Source organism: Desulfogranum mediterraneum DSM 13871, assembly GCF_000429965.1.
In the GTDB taxonomy this organism is placed as follows: Bacteria; Desulfobacterota; Desulfobulbia; order Desulfobulbales; family Desulfobulbaceae; genus Desulfogranum; species Desulfogranum mediterraneum.
In genome coordinates, this window is sequence record NZ_AUCW01000019.1 from 15269 (window position 1) to 29960 (window position 14692).

Genomic DNA, 14692 nt, shown 5'->3' on the forward strand with positions numbered 1-14692 from the left:
GGCCAATCGGCATGGGCCTGATCAGGGTTTGGGCCGGGTAAAGAGGTAGCGAGCAGGGCTGGACAGGGTGGGGGCAAAAGAGTAGCCCTCGGCGCTGAAGCCCTCAACCCCTTTGAGGGTGGTGATGCGGTTCCTGATGATGTAGTCCGCCATCAGCCCCCTGGCCCGCTTGGCATAGACGGAGATGGTCTTGAGCTGGTCGCCCTGCTGTTCCTGGAACAGGATATCGACCATGGGCAGCTCCAGCTCCTTCTTGGGTATGACCCTGGAGTATTCGTTGGAGGCCAGGTTAAAGAGCACCCGGGCATCCGTGGCCCTGCCGGCCTGGTTGATGGCCTCGGCCACCCGCCTGCCCCAGAAGGCGTAGAGGTTCCTGCCCCGGCCGTTGGCCAGCCTGGTCTTCATCTCCAGGCGATAGGGTTGAATCAGATCCAGGGGCCGCAGGCAGCCATAGAGCCCGGAAAGGATCCGCAGCTGCGTCTGGGCAAAATCCAGATCAGCCACGCTGTAGTCTGCCCTCTCCAGGGGACGGTAGACATCACCGCTAAAGGCGTAGAGGGCCTGCTTGGCGTTGCCCGGGCTAAAGGGCAGGCTGAAGTCGGCATAACGCTGCTGGTTGAGGAGGGCGATCTTTTCACTGATCTGCATCAGTTCGCGGAGTTCTGCGCAGGAGTAGTCGCGGAGCAGTTTGATCAGTTCCAGGGAGTGCTCCAGAAAATCAGGGGTGGAATAGCGATCAGTGGGGGCAGGGTGGTCAAAATCCTGTCCCTTGGAAGGTGAGAGTATCAGCATGAGCGTGAGCGTTGGTTACCGTTAAATTAGCGTTACTTAACGTTAATTAGTGTTGTTATGGTTGGGCTGAAGGGGGAACTGTGGATCCGGCTGCTGCCATGGGCAGCGCGGTTCAGGGACAACAGAGGACCTGGTCGCCTCCGGCGGCCTTGGCCTGGAGCAGGCAGCGGTTGGCCAAGAGGAGCATGGTCTCGTGGTCCTGGTTGTGATCCGGGTATTCGGGGGCATAGCCGGTGACTCCGAAACTGGCGCTGATCCGGATCTTTTCCCTGTCAAAGCCAATGTCCAGTCCTTCCAGGCTCTTGTGGAGCCGTTGTGCCAGCCGGGCGGCGCCCCGGACCGCGGTCTCGGGCAGGATCAGGAGAAAGTCATCCTCCCCCCAGCGACAGAGCAGATCGATATCGGTACGGATCTGCTCCTCCATCGCTCGGGCAAGGCGGCTGAGCACCAGGTCTCCGCACTCAAACCCATGGCCATCGTTTATCCGGCCGAGCCCATCCAGGTCAAAGACGATGATGGAGAGGTGTTGGCCATAGCGGTGGGCCCGGACCAGGTTTTGCCGCAACCGTTCCAGCCCATGGAGTCGGGAGCTGCACCTGGTGAGGGGATCCAGATCAGGCGTGTTGCCGCCGGGCAGTAACAGCCGGTAATGGGTAACCGCGTCGTCCAGTGCGGTGGTGAGCGCCGAGAGTGTGGCGTGTTCGCCGATGACGCGAAAAAACGAGCCCTGGTTGGCCAGTTCCACGGCCTGGCTGAGTTGTGCGTCCGGGCTGAAGAGCAGGGGCACGATGCCGTGGCGTTTGCAGAGCCGGGCCAGGGTCGCGGTCTCTTGGTCGGAGAGGAGCAGGGGGTTGTAGAGCGCCGCCATCGGCACGGTCTCGTCCTGTTCCAGGATGGCGCGGGCCTGGCTGATATCATCCGGGCAGAGCAGTTCAAAGCGATCGCTTAGCTGCTGAGCGAACCGGTCGAGCAGAAAGTTGGGTGGAATAATCAGAATCTGGGGCCGCATGCCAATGTCTCCTGAGAGGGGGATAAAAGAGCGCCTGGACCGACTGATGCTGCCTTGAATATAGCACTGCGCCGGGAGAATGAGAACCGCAAAGCTCCCTTAGGCGGTCCTAGGCTATCCTTAGCCGGTTTCGAAAACTTGTTTTCCCTTCCGGTCTCTACGCAAACATCACCCTCTGTTGAGAGTTTTATTCCCGAAATATCAGGGAGATAGTTGCTTGATGTCGTCCCCCATGTCTTGATCCTGATCAAAACCTCTAATTTTTCAAACGATTCTTTAGAGCTTGTCTTGACCAGGGAGCTGCAGTATATTCCCTGCCATGAAAAAGAACCCTTTCCAGCAGACTGAAGGCTGCAAACCAGAGATCGAATATCCCTGTCTGTGGCAGTATAAAATCATCGGCAGCCAGCCGGAGCACATCCGTGAGGCCGTGGCCGCCGTGGTCCGGGATGCATCCCACCTGCTCACCGACTCCAACACCAGCTCAGGCGGTCGTTACTGCAGCCTGAATTTGGAACTTGTGGTCCAGAGTGAGGAAGAGCGGCTTGCCCTCTACCAGCAACTGGTTGAACATAAGGCGATAAAGATAGTTTTATGAGTGATCCTTCCCAGCAGTCCCCTGATAGCCAGGATGTCCCCAAGAACACAGATACCCCCGAGATCAGCAGCAAGATCCTGCCGGTCATGCGGGAGGCCATTATCATGGTTCAGATGGTGCTCTTTCAACGCCTCCAGGCTGACATAGCCGGTCGTTATCCCGAGTGGTCGCCAGAGCGGCAGCGTACCCTGGCCGGGGCCGTGGTCAACAACCTCTTTGGCAGCGAACCCACGGATCCGGAGGTCACCCTCTTTGGGCGTGAACACCGGCAACTGGTGGAAGAGGAACTCCGCGGCCTGGCCGTCCGTCTGGAGAGCCTCTGTCCCTACCTCACCGATGCCCTGCGGATGAAGACCATCTGTGATAATCAGGAGGGGTTCCACTCCATCCCCTCCCTGTTGATGGCCCAGGCCCTGGGGATTCTCCATCAGGACAGGGCCCTGCCCATGCCCTCCACCTTCATGCTCTCTGTGCGCAGCCTGGCTGCGGAGAGCGGCCTGGTCAAGCAGTTTAAGGCCGCTCCACCTCCTGAAGAGTAACCAGGGTCGCCCCCCAGGAACCGGCAGATTCGTCGGCCAGCCTGAAGCTGCGGACAGTGGCCTGGCGCTGGAGAATGGCGTGGACCGAGCGGCGCAGGCTGCCGCTGCCCTTGCCGTGGATGATCCGGACCTGGGTGATCTTCCTCTCCAGGCACTGCTCCAGGTAATCCGGGATCAGGGTCTTGATCTCTGCCGGTCGAAAGGTGTGGAGGTCCAGGGTGCCGTCTATGGGCAGCTCCACCGGTTCATCCTGCGCCCATTCCTCTTGCCGATCCTCCTCCAGGGGACTCTCTTCCGCCGGAATCTGCCTGTCATCTGGGTTCGCGTCTGGGTGCATCATCGTTACTCCTGCCTGGGGTTCCCTGAATATCTGCTTTTTTTCCAATCTCGGGTTTAGGCCTTATGCCAGCTGGTGATTTTTTTTTTGGAAATCGGTATATTCCACCCTCTGTGTCTGTTTTTTGGCCTGTCTCCTCTAATCTTTTCACGGTTCTGTCAAGAGTGGATTCCCGCCTGCGCGGGAATGACGACTCCCCAAAAAGCTCCTCCCTGGTCTTAACAGGAGATCCTAACAGGAGATCCAAACAGGAGATCTTAACAGGAGATCTTAACAGGAGATCTTAACAGGAGATCTTAACAGGAGATAAATCGGGGGATCCTTTGGCCACGCCTCTCCCGTCATGCCCGCGGAGGCGGGCATCCAGGCCGGTCCCCTTATGCCATTAATGTTATTAATGGTATATATCCTGCCTTCCACTGTCTTTCACTGGGTTTCACAGGATTCATCTCCAGCCTGGGGGGCACTTCCAAGTGCTGCGCCGGCCGTTTTATTCCTTCGCGTCGAGCTGAGCTGGAGGCTGGGCATCATGATGGTTCTGTCAAGAGTGGATTCCCGCCTGCGCGGGAATGACGACTCCCAAAAAAGCCCCTCCCTGGTCTTAACAGGAGATCCTGACAGGAGATCGAAATAGGAGATAAATCGGGGGATCCTTTGGCCACGCCTCTCCCGTCATGCCCGCGGAGGCGGGCATCCAGGCCGGTCCCCTTATGCCATTAATGTTATTAATGGTATATATCCTGCCTTCCACTGTCTTTCACCGGGTTTCACAGGATTCATCTCCAGCCTGGGGGGCACTTCCAAGTGCTGCGCCGGCCGTTTTATTCCTTCGGCCCGAGTGACTTGGAGGTTGGGCATCATGATGGTTCTGGCAAGAGTGGATTCCCGCCTGCGCGGGAATGACGACTGCTGAAACAGCTCGGCCTTCCTACTACCTGGCGATATCCGAATCGAAATCTCAATCGATATTACAAGGTTTCCTTTAAAAACGGTCTTTCCTGCCAATCCCGGCCTAGCGTTCAACTTTATTTCCTCTGAATATCACACATGCTTCTGACGTCATGCCCGCGGAGGCGGGCATCCAGGTCATTGGCGTATGCCTCCTGTCCTGCCTGCCTGGCTGGCATCTTCGCTCTGTCTGCTGGCCGCGGCTGATGTAGCGGCAAGGGGGATGATGGTTCTGGCTGGAGTGGATTCCCGCCTGCGCGGGAATGACGACTCCTGAAAGGGGCGGCCTTCCTACTGGCAGGTGATATCCCAATAGATATTCCCGTCGATAATCCAGCCGATAATCCAGCCGATATTTTAAGAATCGAGGTGTTGAGGATGGGTGGTAGCCGGGTGGCTTAGCGCCCGGCAGCGTCCAGCATCTCGAAGACCAGGGCAGCCGTCTTGCTCGAGGCCCCTGAACTTCCCAGCAGTTCTTTGAGCCTCTGAAAGTCTGCGATCATGCTCTTACGGCGTTGCTCCGAATCCACCACAGCCTGCAGTTCCCGGCAGAGTCGCCCCGGAGTGACCTCGTCCTGGAGCAGTTCCGGGATGATCTCCTGTTCTGCGATCAGGTTGACCAGGGAGAAGAAGCGGAGGTGGCGGATGAGCAGGCGTCCCAGGCGATAGGTCAGGGGCGCCAGCCGGTAGGCAACCACGGTGGGCGTCTCCAGGATGGCCAGTTCCAGGGTAACGGTGCCGGAGGCGGCGATGGCCCCGTCACAGGCCGCCATCAGGTCGTAGCGGTCGCTATCGATGATCCGCAGGTCCAGGCTGTTCTTCGCCTGGGCGGCTCCGTGCTCCAGCAGCAACTCCTGGTCCACGGTGGAGGCCCTGGGGAGGAGAAAGGTGCAGGGGTGGCTGCTCTCGGCCTGGTACCGTTCTGCAGCCGAAAGAAAGATGGGCAGCAGGGTGGAGATCTCCTTGCGCCGGCTGCCGGGAATGATCCCGATCAGGGGATGGTCCCCGGGCAGATCGTACTTTTCCAGGAATCCATCCCTGGACATGGTGGTGGTCACCGTGTCCAGCAGGGGATGGCCCACGTAGTCGACCCGGTAGCCATGGCGGCGGTAAAAGGCCTGCTCAAAGGGCAGGATGGTGGCCACCCGGTCTGCCAACCGGCCAATCTTCTTTACCCGGCCGGAGCGCCAGGCCCAGACCTGGGGGCTGATGTAGTAGAGCACAGGGATGCCCAGCTTCCGGGCCTGGGCAGCCAAGAGCAGGTTGAAGTCCGGGAAGTCGATCAGGATCAGCAGGGCCGGACGCCTCTCCTTCATCTCCGTGATCAGGATCTTCCTGGCCCTGAGGACGTCCCCCAGGTGATGGAGGACCTCGACCACGCCCACCACCGCAATCCGGGCCGCATCAAAGAGGACCTCGACCCCGGCAGCGCGCAGCTCATCGCCGCCCATGCCGCTGAGGCGGATCTCCGGGCGTTCCCTCTGGATGGCCCGGGCCAGGTTGGCTCCATGGAGATCACCCGAGGCCTCCCCGGCGACGATCATCACCCGGGGACCTGCCTGCTCAGAGGGCGGCAGGCTACTCTTGGAGCCGCCCCTCACAGGCCTGTGCCCACCGGCCAGGGACTACCCTCTGCAGCCAGGAGCTCCTGGACACGGGCCTTGTTGCTCGAGATCTGTTCAACCACCTGCAGGGCCACATCCAGGGCTCGGCGGCCCTCCACCCCAGAGACCTGCGGCCGGCTGCGGGTGGTTACGTTGGCGATAAAATCGGTCAGCTCCAGCTCCAGGCTGTCCTGGTTGCTGAAGCCGTGCTTCTTGATATTGGGCTGGGGAATGGGGCTGTTGGACTCCTTCTCCAGCTCGATGGACATGACCTCCTTCTTGCCGAAATCCACGGAAAGATACTTGCCGGGCTGGAAGATCCGCATCCTCCGCATGTTGTCCATGGAGATCCGGCTGACCGTGACATTGGCGGTGCAGCCGTTTTCAAAGATAAGCCTGGCGTTGGCGATGTCGGTGAGCGGGGTGATCACCGGGGCGCCGACGGTATGGATGGTCTTGATTGGGGCGTTGACCATGGAGAGGATGATGTCGATGTCATGGATCATCAGGTCCAGGACCACGTCCACATCGGTGCCCCGGTCCTTGAACACCGAGATCCGGTGCGCCTCTATAAAAAGGGGGTGGTTGAGCAGGGGCTGCATGGCGATGACCGCCGGATTGAACCGCTCCAGGTGGCCGACCTGGAGGATCCGCTGCCGCTCCTCGGCCAGGGCGATCAGTTCATCGGCCTCAGCCAGGGTGGTGGTAAAGGGCTTCTCCACCATCACATCCACAGGCTGCTCCAGGCAGGCCCTGGTGACTTGATGATGGAGGCTGGTGGGCACCACGATGGAGACCGCGTCCACCTTGGTAAGCAGCTGACGATAGTCGCCAAAGGCCTGGGTGTCGCACTCCTGGGCAACTCGTTTGGCCTGTTCGGGATCGGTATCTGCAACCCCGACCAGGTCGACATGGGCCATGGCCGCATACTTCTGCGCATGGAAGCGACCGAGGTAACCTACCCCGATGACTCCGACTTTAATTGTTTTCACGGTGAACCGATATTGCTGAGGTTGTTAATAGGCGAACCAACACAGAGGCGTTCTTCCTCCTCTCTGAGCAGGAAGGCTACCATGCTGTGTTGGTGGGTGGAAAGGAAAATCTGGCTTGGCGGAACTCAAATACCCAGGTAGGCCTTCTGGACATCCTTGTTGGCAAGGAGCTTGTCGGCCTGATCGTGCATGGTGATCCTGCCGTTTTCCAGGACATAGCCGCGGTGGGCGATCTGCAGGGCCAGGTTGGCGTTCTGCTCGACCAGGAAGATGGTGGTATTCTGCTCCCGGTTGATCTTTTCGATGATCTCAAAGATCTGTTTGGTGACCAGCGGGGCCAGCCCCATGGAGGGCTCATCCAGGAGCAGCAGCTGGGGATGCGCCATCAGGGCCCGGGAGATGGCCAGCATCTGCTGCTCGCCACCCGAGAGGTTGCCGCCGGGCTGGTTACGCCGTTTTCGGAGGATGGGAAAGAGGTCGTAGAGATACTCCAGGTCATCGGCAATGCCTCGCTTGTCATTGCGGAGAAAGGCGCCCATGTCCAGGTTCTCGGCCACGGTGAGTTCCGGGAAGATGTGGCGGCCCTCTGGTACCTGGGATATTCCCAGGGTGACGATCTTGTTGGCCGGCAACTCGTGGATGGGTTTTCCCTTGAAGATAATCTCCCCGCTCCTGGGCGGGCTGATGCCGCTGATGGACATCAGGGTGGTGGACTTGCCGGCACCGTTGGCTCCGATCAGGGTGATGATCTCACCTGCTTCAACCGTAAGATCGATCTGGTGGAGGGCCTGGATGTTGCCGTAATAGGTATCTATGTTGCGGAGCTCAAGCATGTTCAATCTCCTCGCCCAGGTAGGCCTTGATGACGGCAGGATTCTTGGCGATCTCTTCAGGGCTTCCCTCGGCGATCTTCTTGCCGTAATCCACCACAAAGATCGAGTCAGAGATGTTCATGACCAGTTTCATGTCGTGTTCGATCAGGAGGATGGCCAGGCCGTCATCGCGGATGGTGGTGATCAGTTCATCCAGTTCCAGGGTCTCCTGGGGGTTCATTCCGGCCGCAGGTTCATCCAGGAGCAGCATGAAGGGGTTGGTGGCCAGCGCCCTGGCGATCTCTAGACGGCGCTGGGCGCCGTAGGGGAGGTTCTTGGCGTACTCGTTGGCAAGCTGGGCCAGCCCGATCTTTTTCAGTATATCCAGGCTGTCCTGGATGATCTCCTCCTCTTCCCGCCGGGTTCCGGGGGGCCGGAAGATGGCTCCGAAGATCTTGGACCTGGTCCGGCAGTGGCGGCCGATCATCACATTTTCCAGGACCGTCATGTTGGGAAAGAGGCGGATGTTCTGGAAGGTCCTGGCCAGCCCCTGCTCGGTCACCTTGTTGGGCTTGAGGCCGTTGAGCTTCTTGGTCTTCTTTCCCGGCGGGGTGAGCAGCAGATCCCCCTTGGTGGGCTTGTAGATCCCGGTGATACAGTTGAAGAAGGTGGTCTTTCCGGCGCCGTTGGGGCCGATAAGGGCGACGATTTCGCCGGAGTGAACCTGCAGACTCAGGTGGTCCAGGGCCCTGATCCCGCCAAAATCCATGGTGAGGTTCTGTACGTTAAGAATTGGTTGCATACGTGACTGAAGGCAAGGGTTCATCTTGGGGAGGATCCGAAGGACTGCAGGGGCGTCGTGCCGGTCTCTGCAGGAGGGGAGGTCCGGCGTAGGCTGGCTCGCCCGGACCGATCATCTGCCCCTGCCTGATCACGACGGGATCGACTGCCTATTCGAGATCTCCTTTAACCGTATAGGTTCGACGCAGCGTGGCAATGATCCCCTGGGGACGGAAGATCATCATCACGACCAGAATGGCACCAAAGGCAAGCATTCGATAGTCGGAAAAGGCCCGCAGGTACTCGGGCATCAGGATCAGGACCAGGGCGCCGACGATCACCCCGACAATGGAGCCCATGCCGCCGAGAACCACGATGCAGAGAATGATCGCCGATTCGAGAAAGGTGAAACTGGCAGGGTTGATAAAGGTGGTCTTGGCCGCAAACATCACCCCCGCCATGCCCGCCCAGGTGGCGCCCAGGGAGAAGGCGGTCAGCTTGGTCTTCATCTTGTCGATGCCCATGGCCTGACAGGCGATCTCGTCTTCCTTGAGGGCGAACCAGGCCCTGCCGATCCGTGAGTCCTGGAGGCGATTGACCACAAAGATGGTGAAGAGCACCATCAGCACGGTCAGGTAGTACATATAGACGATGGACATCTCCAGGGAAAGCTCGATCCCGAAGAAGCCGGGTCTGGAGATGTTGGAGATGCCGCTGGGACCGTGGGAAAAACTACTCCAGTTCTCGAGGATAAGGCGGATGATCTCACCGAATCCCAGGGTGACGATGGCCAGGTAATCACCGCGCAGGCGCAGCACCGGAATACCTAAAAGGATCCCGAAGATCGCACCCAGCACCCCGCCGATGGGCAGCACGGTCCAGAAGCCCAGACCAAAGTGCATGTTCAACAGGGCGTAGGTATAGGCGCCAACGGCATAAAAGGCCACATAACCCAGGTCCAGCAGGCCGGCGACCCCCACCACGATATTCAGACCCAAGCCCAGGACCACATACATCAGGGCGGTGATCATGATGTTGACCTGGTAGGTGGAAAAGAGACCCGGGAAGAGCAGAAAGAAGACGGCCACCGCGGCCAGCAGGGGGAGGTAGAGCCTGGGTTGGGAAAAGAGTTTGATCGACCAGGCGACCTTTTCCTTGACCAGGCCGAGCTTGATCTTTTTCTGCCTTTCCAGTTTTCTGGCCATGACCATCCGGGTGATCAGGTAGATCAGAAAACTGAAACTGCCCACATAGACCATGTTGAGCCAACGCCAGTTGACGCTGTTTTCAATGGGGTTGATCTTGATCACCAGCAGGGGAAAGGTGAGAAAGATGAACCAGAGCGCAACCAGTAATCCTTGGCGGATATCTTTAAAAGAGAGCATGAGTCACAAGAGAGGTGGAGGTGCGTTTATAAAAGGCTAAACTTTTTCTATGGTGGCCTTGCCCAGCAGTCCAGCCGGTTTAAAGATCAGGATCAGGACCAGCAGGCTGAAGGCAAAGACGTCCTCATAGTCACTGGAGACATAGCCGGTGGCAAAGGCCTCGGTGAGCCCAAGGATAAAGCTGCCCAGCACGGCTCCAGGAATGGAACCGATGCCGCCGAGTACTGCGGCGGTAAAGGCCTTGATCCCGGCGATAAAGCCGATGTAGAAGTTGATCTGGCCGATGTGCGAGGCAATCAGCAGGCCGCCGATGGCAGCCAGGGCGGAACCGGTGATAAAGGTGATGGAGATCACGTTGTCCACATTGATTCCAACCAGCAGGGCCATCTTCTGGTCCTGGGCCGTGGCCCGCATGGCCTTGCCGGTGCGGGTGTACTTGATCATGCAGGTCAGAATGATCATGGCCAGGGCCGAGACCACCAGGATTGCCATGTCCGAGGAGCCGACGATATGGGCATAGGGCTCCATGAAGGCAAACTCAGGGACCAGGGCAGGGAAGGGCACAAAATCCGAGGTCTGAGCCAGGAGGACATAGTTCTGGAGAAAGATGGACATCCCGATGGCGGAAATCAACGGGGACAGCCGAGGCGCACTGCGCAGGGGGCGGTAGGCCAGCCGTTCGATGGTATACCCGTAGGAGGCTGCCCAGACTGCCGCTGCCAGGGCGGTGAGCACAACCACTGCCAGCAGGGGAAAACCGTAGATGGTCAGGGCGGTGGAGACCACCAGCGCGGTAAAGGCCCCGATCATATAGATTTCGCCATGGGCAAAGTTGATCAGGCCGATGATGCCGTAGACCATGGTGTAGCCCAGGGCGATGAGGGCGTAGATGGAACCGCGTGTCAGGCCGCTGAAGAGGAGTTCAATAAAGTATTCCATAGGAAGAACCGCTAAGGGTGCAGGATCAGGCTGGGGTGCAGGTTAGGTGGTGTGAAGGATGATGGCTGAACGCGGCTGGAGCTGCCGAAGCAGCCCCAGCCGCGGGACGGACCGAGACGGTGATTACTGGACTTGCTGGTATACGCCGTCTTTGACCTGGTAGATTACAAAACCGATGCCAATGGGCTCCCCATTGTCTGCGAACTTGATCGCGCCAAAGGGGGTGTCAGCGGTTTCGGTGTGGAGCACCTTGGCAATGGCTGCAGAGTCGGTGGACTCGGCCTTGGCAATGGCGTTGGTCATGGCAATGGCTGCAGAGAGGGCGTTATCAAAGAAGGCGCCCGGCTCAGTACCTTCGGCCTCGATGAAGGCCTTGTGAAACTTCTGGGTGATGGGGTTCTTGGAGACATCGGCAGGACCGGTGGCATAGACGCCTTCAGCCTTGTCGCCGGCAACCTTGATGAAGGTATCGTCCTTCACCCCGTCCGGGCCAAGAAAGGCGGTCTTCATCCGCTTCTTCCGCATCTGGCCCACGATCTTGGAGGCCTCAGGATGGTAGCCGCCGTAGATGACGGCCTCTGCACCGCTGCGCTTGATCTTCTGAACCACGGCTGAGTAGTCCACGGCACCGGGGGTTACCCCTTCAAAGAGGACGGCCTTGGCCTTGCCGCCCTGCTCGATAAAGGTCCGGACGTATTCGGCCAAGCCCTTGCCATAGTCGCCCTTATCGTGAATGACCGCGATCTTGGTCATCTTGAGGACGCCGGTGGTGAAATCCACCAGGGTGCGGGCCTGGGCATCATCGGCTGCGATGGTGCGATAAAAGTTGGGGTAATCGCCGCTCTGGGTGAGGTCCGGAGTGGTGGCTGAGGGGGACATCACCAGGATATTGGCGTCACGATAGATCGGCAATGCCGCCTTGGTGGCACCTGAACAGATATGACCGATGACCACGTTGACATTCTCAGAAACCAGCTTGGTCGCGGTGTTGGTGGCGACCTCGGGCTTGCAGACATCATCTTCGGCCAGGACTTCGAGCATCTTGCCGTTGATACCGCCCTTGGCATTGACATCTTTGACAACAAGTTCAGTTGCTTTCATCGTAGGAATCCCGTAGGATGCCAGGTCGCCGCTGTGGGCGCCGGCAACACCTATCTTGATGGTGTCTGAGGCAAAGGCTGGAGCTGCCAAGGCGGCACCGATGGTGAGTGCTGCAAGAATCGAGAGCGTTTTTCTTGGGAAAATCACGGGACGTTCCTCCTGGGGTTGAGATAATGAGATGAAAGGACTGGCTGTAATCAATTTCCCTTCTTAACCTATCCCTAAAAAAAATTGCACTAAAATTAGTCTCAAAAATGTAATTATGAGCCCAGGGCAGGAGTGTTCGGAAAGACACACAGGGTAGCACCTGGCAGCAGCCTGGTTCATACCCGGTCAGCAAGTAAGAGCCAGGTGTTCAGAGTCGCTTCACGGCAGCTTCCTGGTCTTGAGCGTTCTCTGACGCCCCATCATCCTCTCAGCCGTCAACGGACTTCGGAGTACCCAAGATGCAAAGATCCTTTAACTACTTTATCTTCGGCCGCCCTCTGGCCCCGCTCTACAGCCTGGCCATGACCATCAGGGAGCGCTGCTACCAACGCGGCTGGTTTAAGAGCCATCGCCTGGCAGTGCCTGTGCTCAGTGTCGGTAACTTGACCATGGGAGGTACGGGCAAGACCCCTGTGGTCCAGTATATTGCCCGGCTCTTACAGAAAAACGGCTATAGACCTGCAATCATCAGCCGCGGCTATGGCGGCTGTGCCAAGGAGCCGGTCAACCTGGTATCCGACGGAGATTCTCTGCTGCTCAGCGCCGAATTTGCCGGCGACGAGTCGCGTTTTTTGGCTGAGACCCTGCCCGGAGTGCCTGTGCTCACCGGAATAGTCCGTCATCTGCCTGCCAGGGAGGCCATCGCCATGGGCGCCGAGGTCCTGATCCTTGACGACGGTTTTCAGCACATGCAGTTGAAGCGGGATCTCAACCTGGTGCTCTTTAATAGCGATACCCTGGCCGGCAACTCCCGGGTTTTCCCTGGTGGAGATCTTCGGGAACCGGTAAAGGCCCTCAGGCGGGCCGGCGCCTTTGTCATGACCGGGGTGCGCGCCGACAATCGGCAACGGGCCGAACGCTTTCAGGAGCTTCTGGCCGCTCGATTTCCCGGTAAGGCAGCCGGGTATGCCGCCTATCAGCCAGCCGGATTTTCCCGCCTGGCTGACTCCGGTGTTTTGGAGGAGGTGGATCCTGGCCAGGCCCTGGAGAGGAAATGGTTCGCCTTCTGCGGGATTGCCCATCCAGAGTCCTTTCATGCGACCCTCCAGCGGCAAAACTTTGACCTGGCGGGTTTTTCAGCCTTTGCCGATCATGTGGGCTACAGTGACAAACGATTGGCCAGGATGGCCGGACAGGTGGTTGACAGCGGGGCCGAGCAGCTGATTACCACGGAAAAGGATCTGGTCAAACTCGGCGCTGTCTCCCTGCCCCTGCCGGTTTATGCTCTCAGGATGGAGGTCTGTTTTGATCCTGGTTTTGATGAGCTGATTCTTGATGCCGTCTCCTGAGGAGCACTGGCCAAGCCCTCCTTTTCCTGCCTGTGTCGAAATTTCAACATCCTCTGCATAAACAATGGATTGTGGGCTTTTTGACACAGCTGTCTCCCTGGGATGTCACCATGTGGCGAAGCCGCAGTGGCGGCCTATCTGTCTGAGTTGACAGTCTTGTTCGGGGATGTGTTGCCAGGTTACCTTCTCTCGTTGCAACTGGATTGCTAATTGCATAAGAGAGTTCACACCCTCCAAAAACGGATCATACTAGCAACAGGACAGCACATGGCATCTTACATTGAGCCTCACCAATATACCTTGAAACGAACCGTCAGTTGTTGCGGAGTTGGCCTGCACACCGGCCGAACCGTCAACCTGACCATTAAACCGGCACCAGCCAACAGCGGAATCCGCTTTCTCCGCTCCGACCTGCTCGGTAAACCCGAGATTCCTGCCCGGGCTGAGAACGTGGTCGACACCACCCTGGCCACGACCATCGGCCATGGACGGAACCGGATTTCCACCACCGAACATCTGATGGCCGCCCTGCGCGGTTCCGGGATCGATAACGCCGAGGTTGACCTGGACTCCCATGAGGTTCCGATCATGGACGGCAGCGCCAAGCCCTTCATTCACCTGCTCAAGCGGGGCGGACGGAGCAAGCAACAGGCCCTGCGGAAGATCCTGCGGATCACCAAGCCCCTGAGTTTCACTGCAGAGGGGAAATCTATCCGGATCGAACCCTATGACGGTTTCAAGGTTACCGGTCGAATCCACTTTGACAACGAACTGATCAACGAACAGGTCTACAGCCTTGACGTGGATCAGGAGCGTTTCTGTAAAGAGATTGCCTCTGCCCGAACCTTCGGCTTTGTCGAGCAGGTCGAATATCTCTGGCAAAAGGGCTTGGCCCTGGGCGGGACCCTGGATAATACCATTGCCATCCATTGGGATCGTCGCTCGATTCTCAATGAGGATGGCCTCCGTTTTGATGATGAGTTTATTCGCCACAAGGTCCTGGACCTGATCGGTGATCTGGCCCTGTTGGGGAGCCCGGTCTTGGGACATGTCTTTGCCGATCGTTCCGGCCACGGTCTCCACCTGGGCCTGATGAAAACCATTGCTGACAATCCGGACTGCTGGGAGTATGTCAAGTTTCAGAAACGTGGTGACTGCCTGCTGCGGCAGGTCGTGGAACACACCAGGAACGCCGGCGACTGCCTGACCCCCTTCTTTGTGCCGGGTACCGAGAATGTCAATCAACAGCCGGCCTGTGCCGCATAGGCGAGGCGCTTGCTTGCAGGATCGAGTTTGTCTTGTTGCTGTTATGGAGGGTGTCGAGTAAACTGGGAAAAGTGAGAGGAACGTTAGTAACGTA

The 14692-nt window shown here is 58.4% G+C and carries 14 protein-coding genes; 4 read left to right on the forward strand and 10 right to left on the reverse strand.

Going from position 1 to position 14692, the window contains the following annotated elements:
- Window positions 1–21 precede the first annotated feature (21 nt).
- Window positions 22–792, reverse strand: a complete 771-nt coding sequence (gene yaaA / locus G494_RS0110125; RefSeq protein ID WP_028584450.1) for a peroxide stress protein YaaA — start codon at window positions 790–792, stop codon at window positions 22–24.
- A 112-nt stretch (window positions 793–904) separates the two neighbouring features.
- Window positions 905–1801, reverse strand: coding sequence for a GGDEF domain-containing protein (locus tag G494_RS0110130; protein ID WP_028584451.1), 897 nt, complete (start codon window positions 1799–1801; stop codon window positions 905–907).
- A 319-nt stretch (window positions 1802–2120) separates the two neighbouring features.
- Here G494_RS0110130 and G494_RS0110135 point away from each other — a divergent pair, with 319 nt between their 5' ends.
- Both G494_RS0110135 and G494_RS22810 read left to right on the forward strand, forming a co-directional pair.
- Window positions 2121–2399, forward strand: a complete 279-nt coding sequence (locus tag G494_RS0110135; protein ID WP_028584452.1) for an HP0495 family protein — start codon at window positions 2121–2123, stop codon at window positions 2397–2399.
- Window positions 2396–2938 carry a hypothetical protein gene (locus G494_RS22810; RefSeq protein ID WP_051305583.1) on the forward strand — a complete coding sequence of 181 codons (543 nt, stop codon included), beginning with the start codon at window positions 2396–2398 and terminating at the stop codon, window positions 2936–2938. The genes G494_RS0110135 and G494_RS22810 overlap by 4 nt, the downstream gene beginning before the upstream one ends.
- Here the strand turns inward: G494_RS22810 and G494_RS0110145 are convergent.
- The 8 genes from G494_RS0110145 to G494_RS0110185 all read right to left on the reverse strand — a co-directional run bounded on the left by G494_RS0110145 (window position 2910) and on the right by G494_RS0110185 (window position 11983).
- Window positions 2910–3278 (reverse strand): Smr/MutS family protein, encoded by a 369-nt coding sequence (locus tag G494_RS0110145; RefSeq protein ID WP_232362523.1) that lies wholly within the window; start codon window positions 3276–3278, stop codon window positions 2910–2912. The genes G494_RS22810 and G494_RS0110145 overlap by 29 nt on opposite strands.
- Window positions 3279–4621: 1343 nt before the next feature.
- Window positions 4622–5824, reverse strand: coding sequence for a lipid-A-disaccharide synthase (gene lpxB, locus G494_RS0110155; RefSeq protein ID WP_232362524.1), 1203 nt, complete (start codon window positions 5822–5824; stop codon window positions 4622–4624).
- On the reverse strand, window positions 5821–6819 hold the full coding sequence (locus G494_RS0110160) for a Gfo/Idh/MocA family protein (RefSeq protein WP_028584456.1): 999 nt from the start codon (window positions 6817–6819) through the stop codon (window positions 5821–5823). The genes lpxB and G494_RS0110160 overlap by 4 nt, the downstream gene beginning before the upstream one ends.
- A gap of 125 nt (window positions 6820–6944) precedes the next feature.
- Window positions 6945–7652: an ABC transporter ATP-binding protein gene (locus G494_RS0110165; RefSeq protein WP_028584457.1), complete on the reverse strand. Its 708-nt coding sequence runs from the start codon at window positions 7650–7652 to the stop codon at window positions 6945–6947.
- Entirely contained in the window at window positions 7645–8433 is a 789-nt protein-coding gene (locus G494_RS0110170; RefSeq protein ID WP_028584458.1) for an ABC transporter ATP-binding protein, read from the reverse strand. Before G494_RS0110170 ends, G494_RS0110165 begins: the two co-directional genes overlap by 8 nt.
- 148 nt (window positions 8434–8581) lie before the next feature.
- A complete protein-coding gene (locus tag G494_RS0110175; RefSeq protein ID WP_028584459.1) occupies window positions 8582–9796 on the reverse strand; it encodes an ABC transporter permease subunit in 1215 nt (404 codons plus the stop codon).
- Between the two features lie 36 nt (window positions 9797–9832).
- Complete coding sequence (locus G494_RS0110180; protein WP_028584460.1) at window positions 9833–10735, reverse strand: branched-chain amino acid ABC transporter permease; 903 nt, start codon at window positions 10733–10735, stop codon at window positions 9833–9835.
- A gap of 123 nt (window positions 10736–10858) precedes the next feature.
- The gene (locus tag G494_RS0110185; protein WP_028584461.1) at window positions 10859–11983 is read right to left on the reverse strand and encodes a branched-chain amino acid ABC transporter substrate-binding protein; all 1125 of its coding nucleotides are present in this window, start codon (window positions 11981–11983) and stop codon (window positions 10859–10861) included.
- 299 nt (window positions 11984–12282) lie between these two features.
- Here G494_RS0110185 and lpxK point away from each other — a divergent pair, with 299 nt between their 5' ends.
- Together lpxK and lpxC are read left to right on the forward strand one after the other, a co-directional pair.
- The gene (gene lpxK, locus G494_RS0110190; protein ID WP_028584462.1) at window positions 12283–13332 is read left to right on the forward strand and encodes a tetraacyldisaccharide 4'-kinase; all 1050 of its coding nucleotides are present in this window, start codon (window positions 12283–12285) and stop codon (window positions 13330–13332) included.
- Window positions 13333–13599: 267 nt separating this feature from the next.
- On the forward strand, window positions 13600–14598 hold the full coding sequence (lpxC, locus tag G494_RS0110195; RefSeq protein ID WP_028584463.1) for a UDP-3-O-acyl-N-acetylglucosamine deacetylase: 999 nt from the start codon (window positions 13600–13602) through the stop codon (window positions 14596–14598).
- Window positions 14599–14692 lie beyond the last annotated feature (94 nt).

Excerpts from the sequence above, each read along its gene's own strand:
- G494_RS0110135 (WP_028584452.1), top strand. The coding sequence starts at position 2,121 with ATGAAAAAGAACCCTTTCCAGCAGACTGAAGGCTGCAAACCAGAGATC.
- G494_RS0110130 (WP_028584451.1), bottom strand. The coding sequence starts at position 1,801 with ATGCGGCCCCAGATTCTGATTATTCCACCCAACTTTCTGCTCGACCGG.
- G494_RS0110165 (WP_028584457.1), bottom strand. The coding sequence starts at position 7,652 with ATGCTTGAGCTCCGCAACATAGATACCTATTACGGCAACATCCAGGCC.
- lpxC (WP_028584463.1), top strand. The coding sequence starts at position 13,600 with ATGGCATCTTACATTGAGCCTCACCAATATACCTTGAAACGAACCGTC.
- lpxK (WP_028584462.1), top strand. The coding sequence starts at position 12,283 with ATGCAAAGATCCTTTAACTACTTTATCTTCGGCCGCCCTCTGGCCCCG.
- G494_RS0110180 (WP_028584460.1), bottom strand. The coding sequence starts at position 10,735 with ATGGAATACTTTATTGAACTCCTCTTCAGCGGCCTGACACGCGGTTCC.
- G494_RS0110145 (WP_232362523.1), bottom strand. The coding sequence starts at position 3,278 with ATGATGCACCCAGACGCGAACCCAGATGACAGGCAGATTCCGGCGGAA.
- G494_RS0110175 (WP_028584459.1), bottom strand. The coding sequence starts at position 9,796 with ATGCTCTCTTTTAAAGATATCCGCCAAGGATTACTGGTTGCGCTCTGG.
- G494_RS0110170 (WP_028584458.1), bottom strand. The coding sequence starts at position 8,433 with ATGCAACCAATTCTTAACGTACAGAACCTCACCATGGATTTTGGCGGG.
- G494_RS22810 (WP_051305583.1), top strand. The coding sequence starts at position 2,396 with ATGAGTGATCCTTCCCAGCAGTCCCCTGATAGCCAGGATGTCCCCAAG.
- yaaA (WP_028584450.1), bottom strand. The coding sequence starts at position 792 with ATGCTGATACTCTCACCTTCCAAGGGACAGGATTTTGACCACCCTGCC.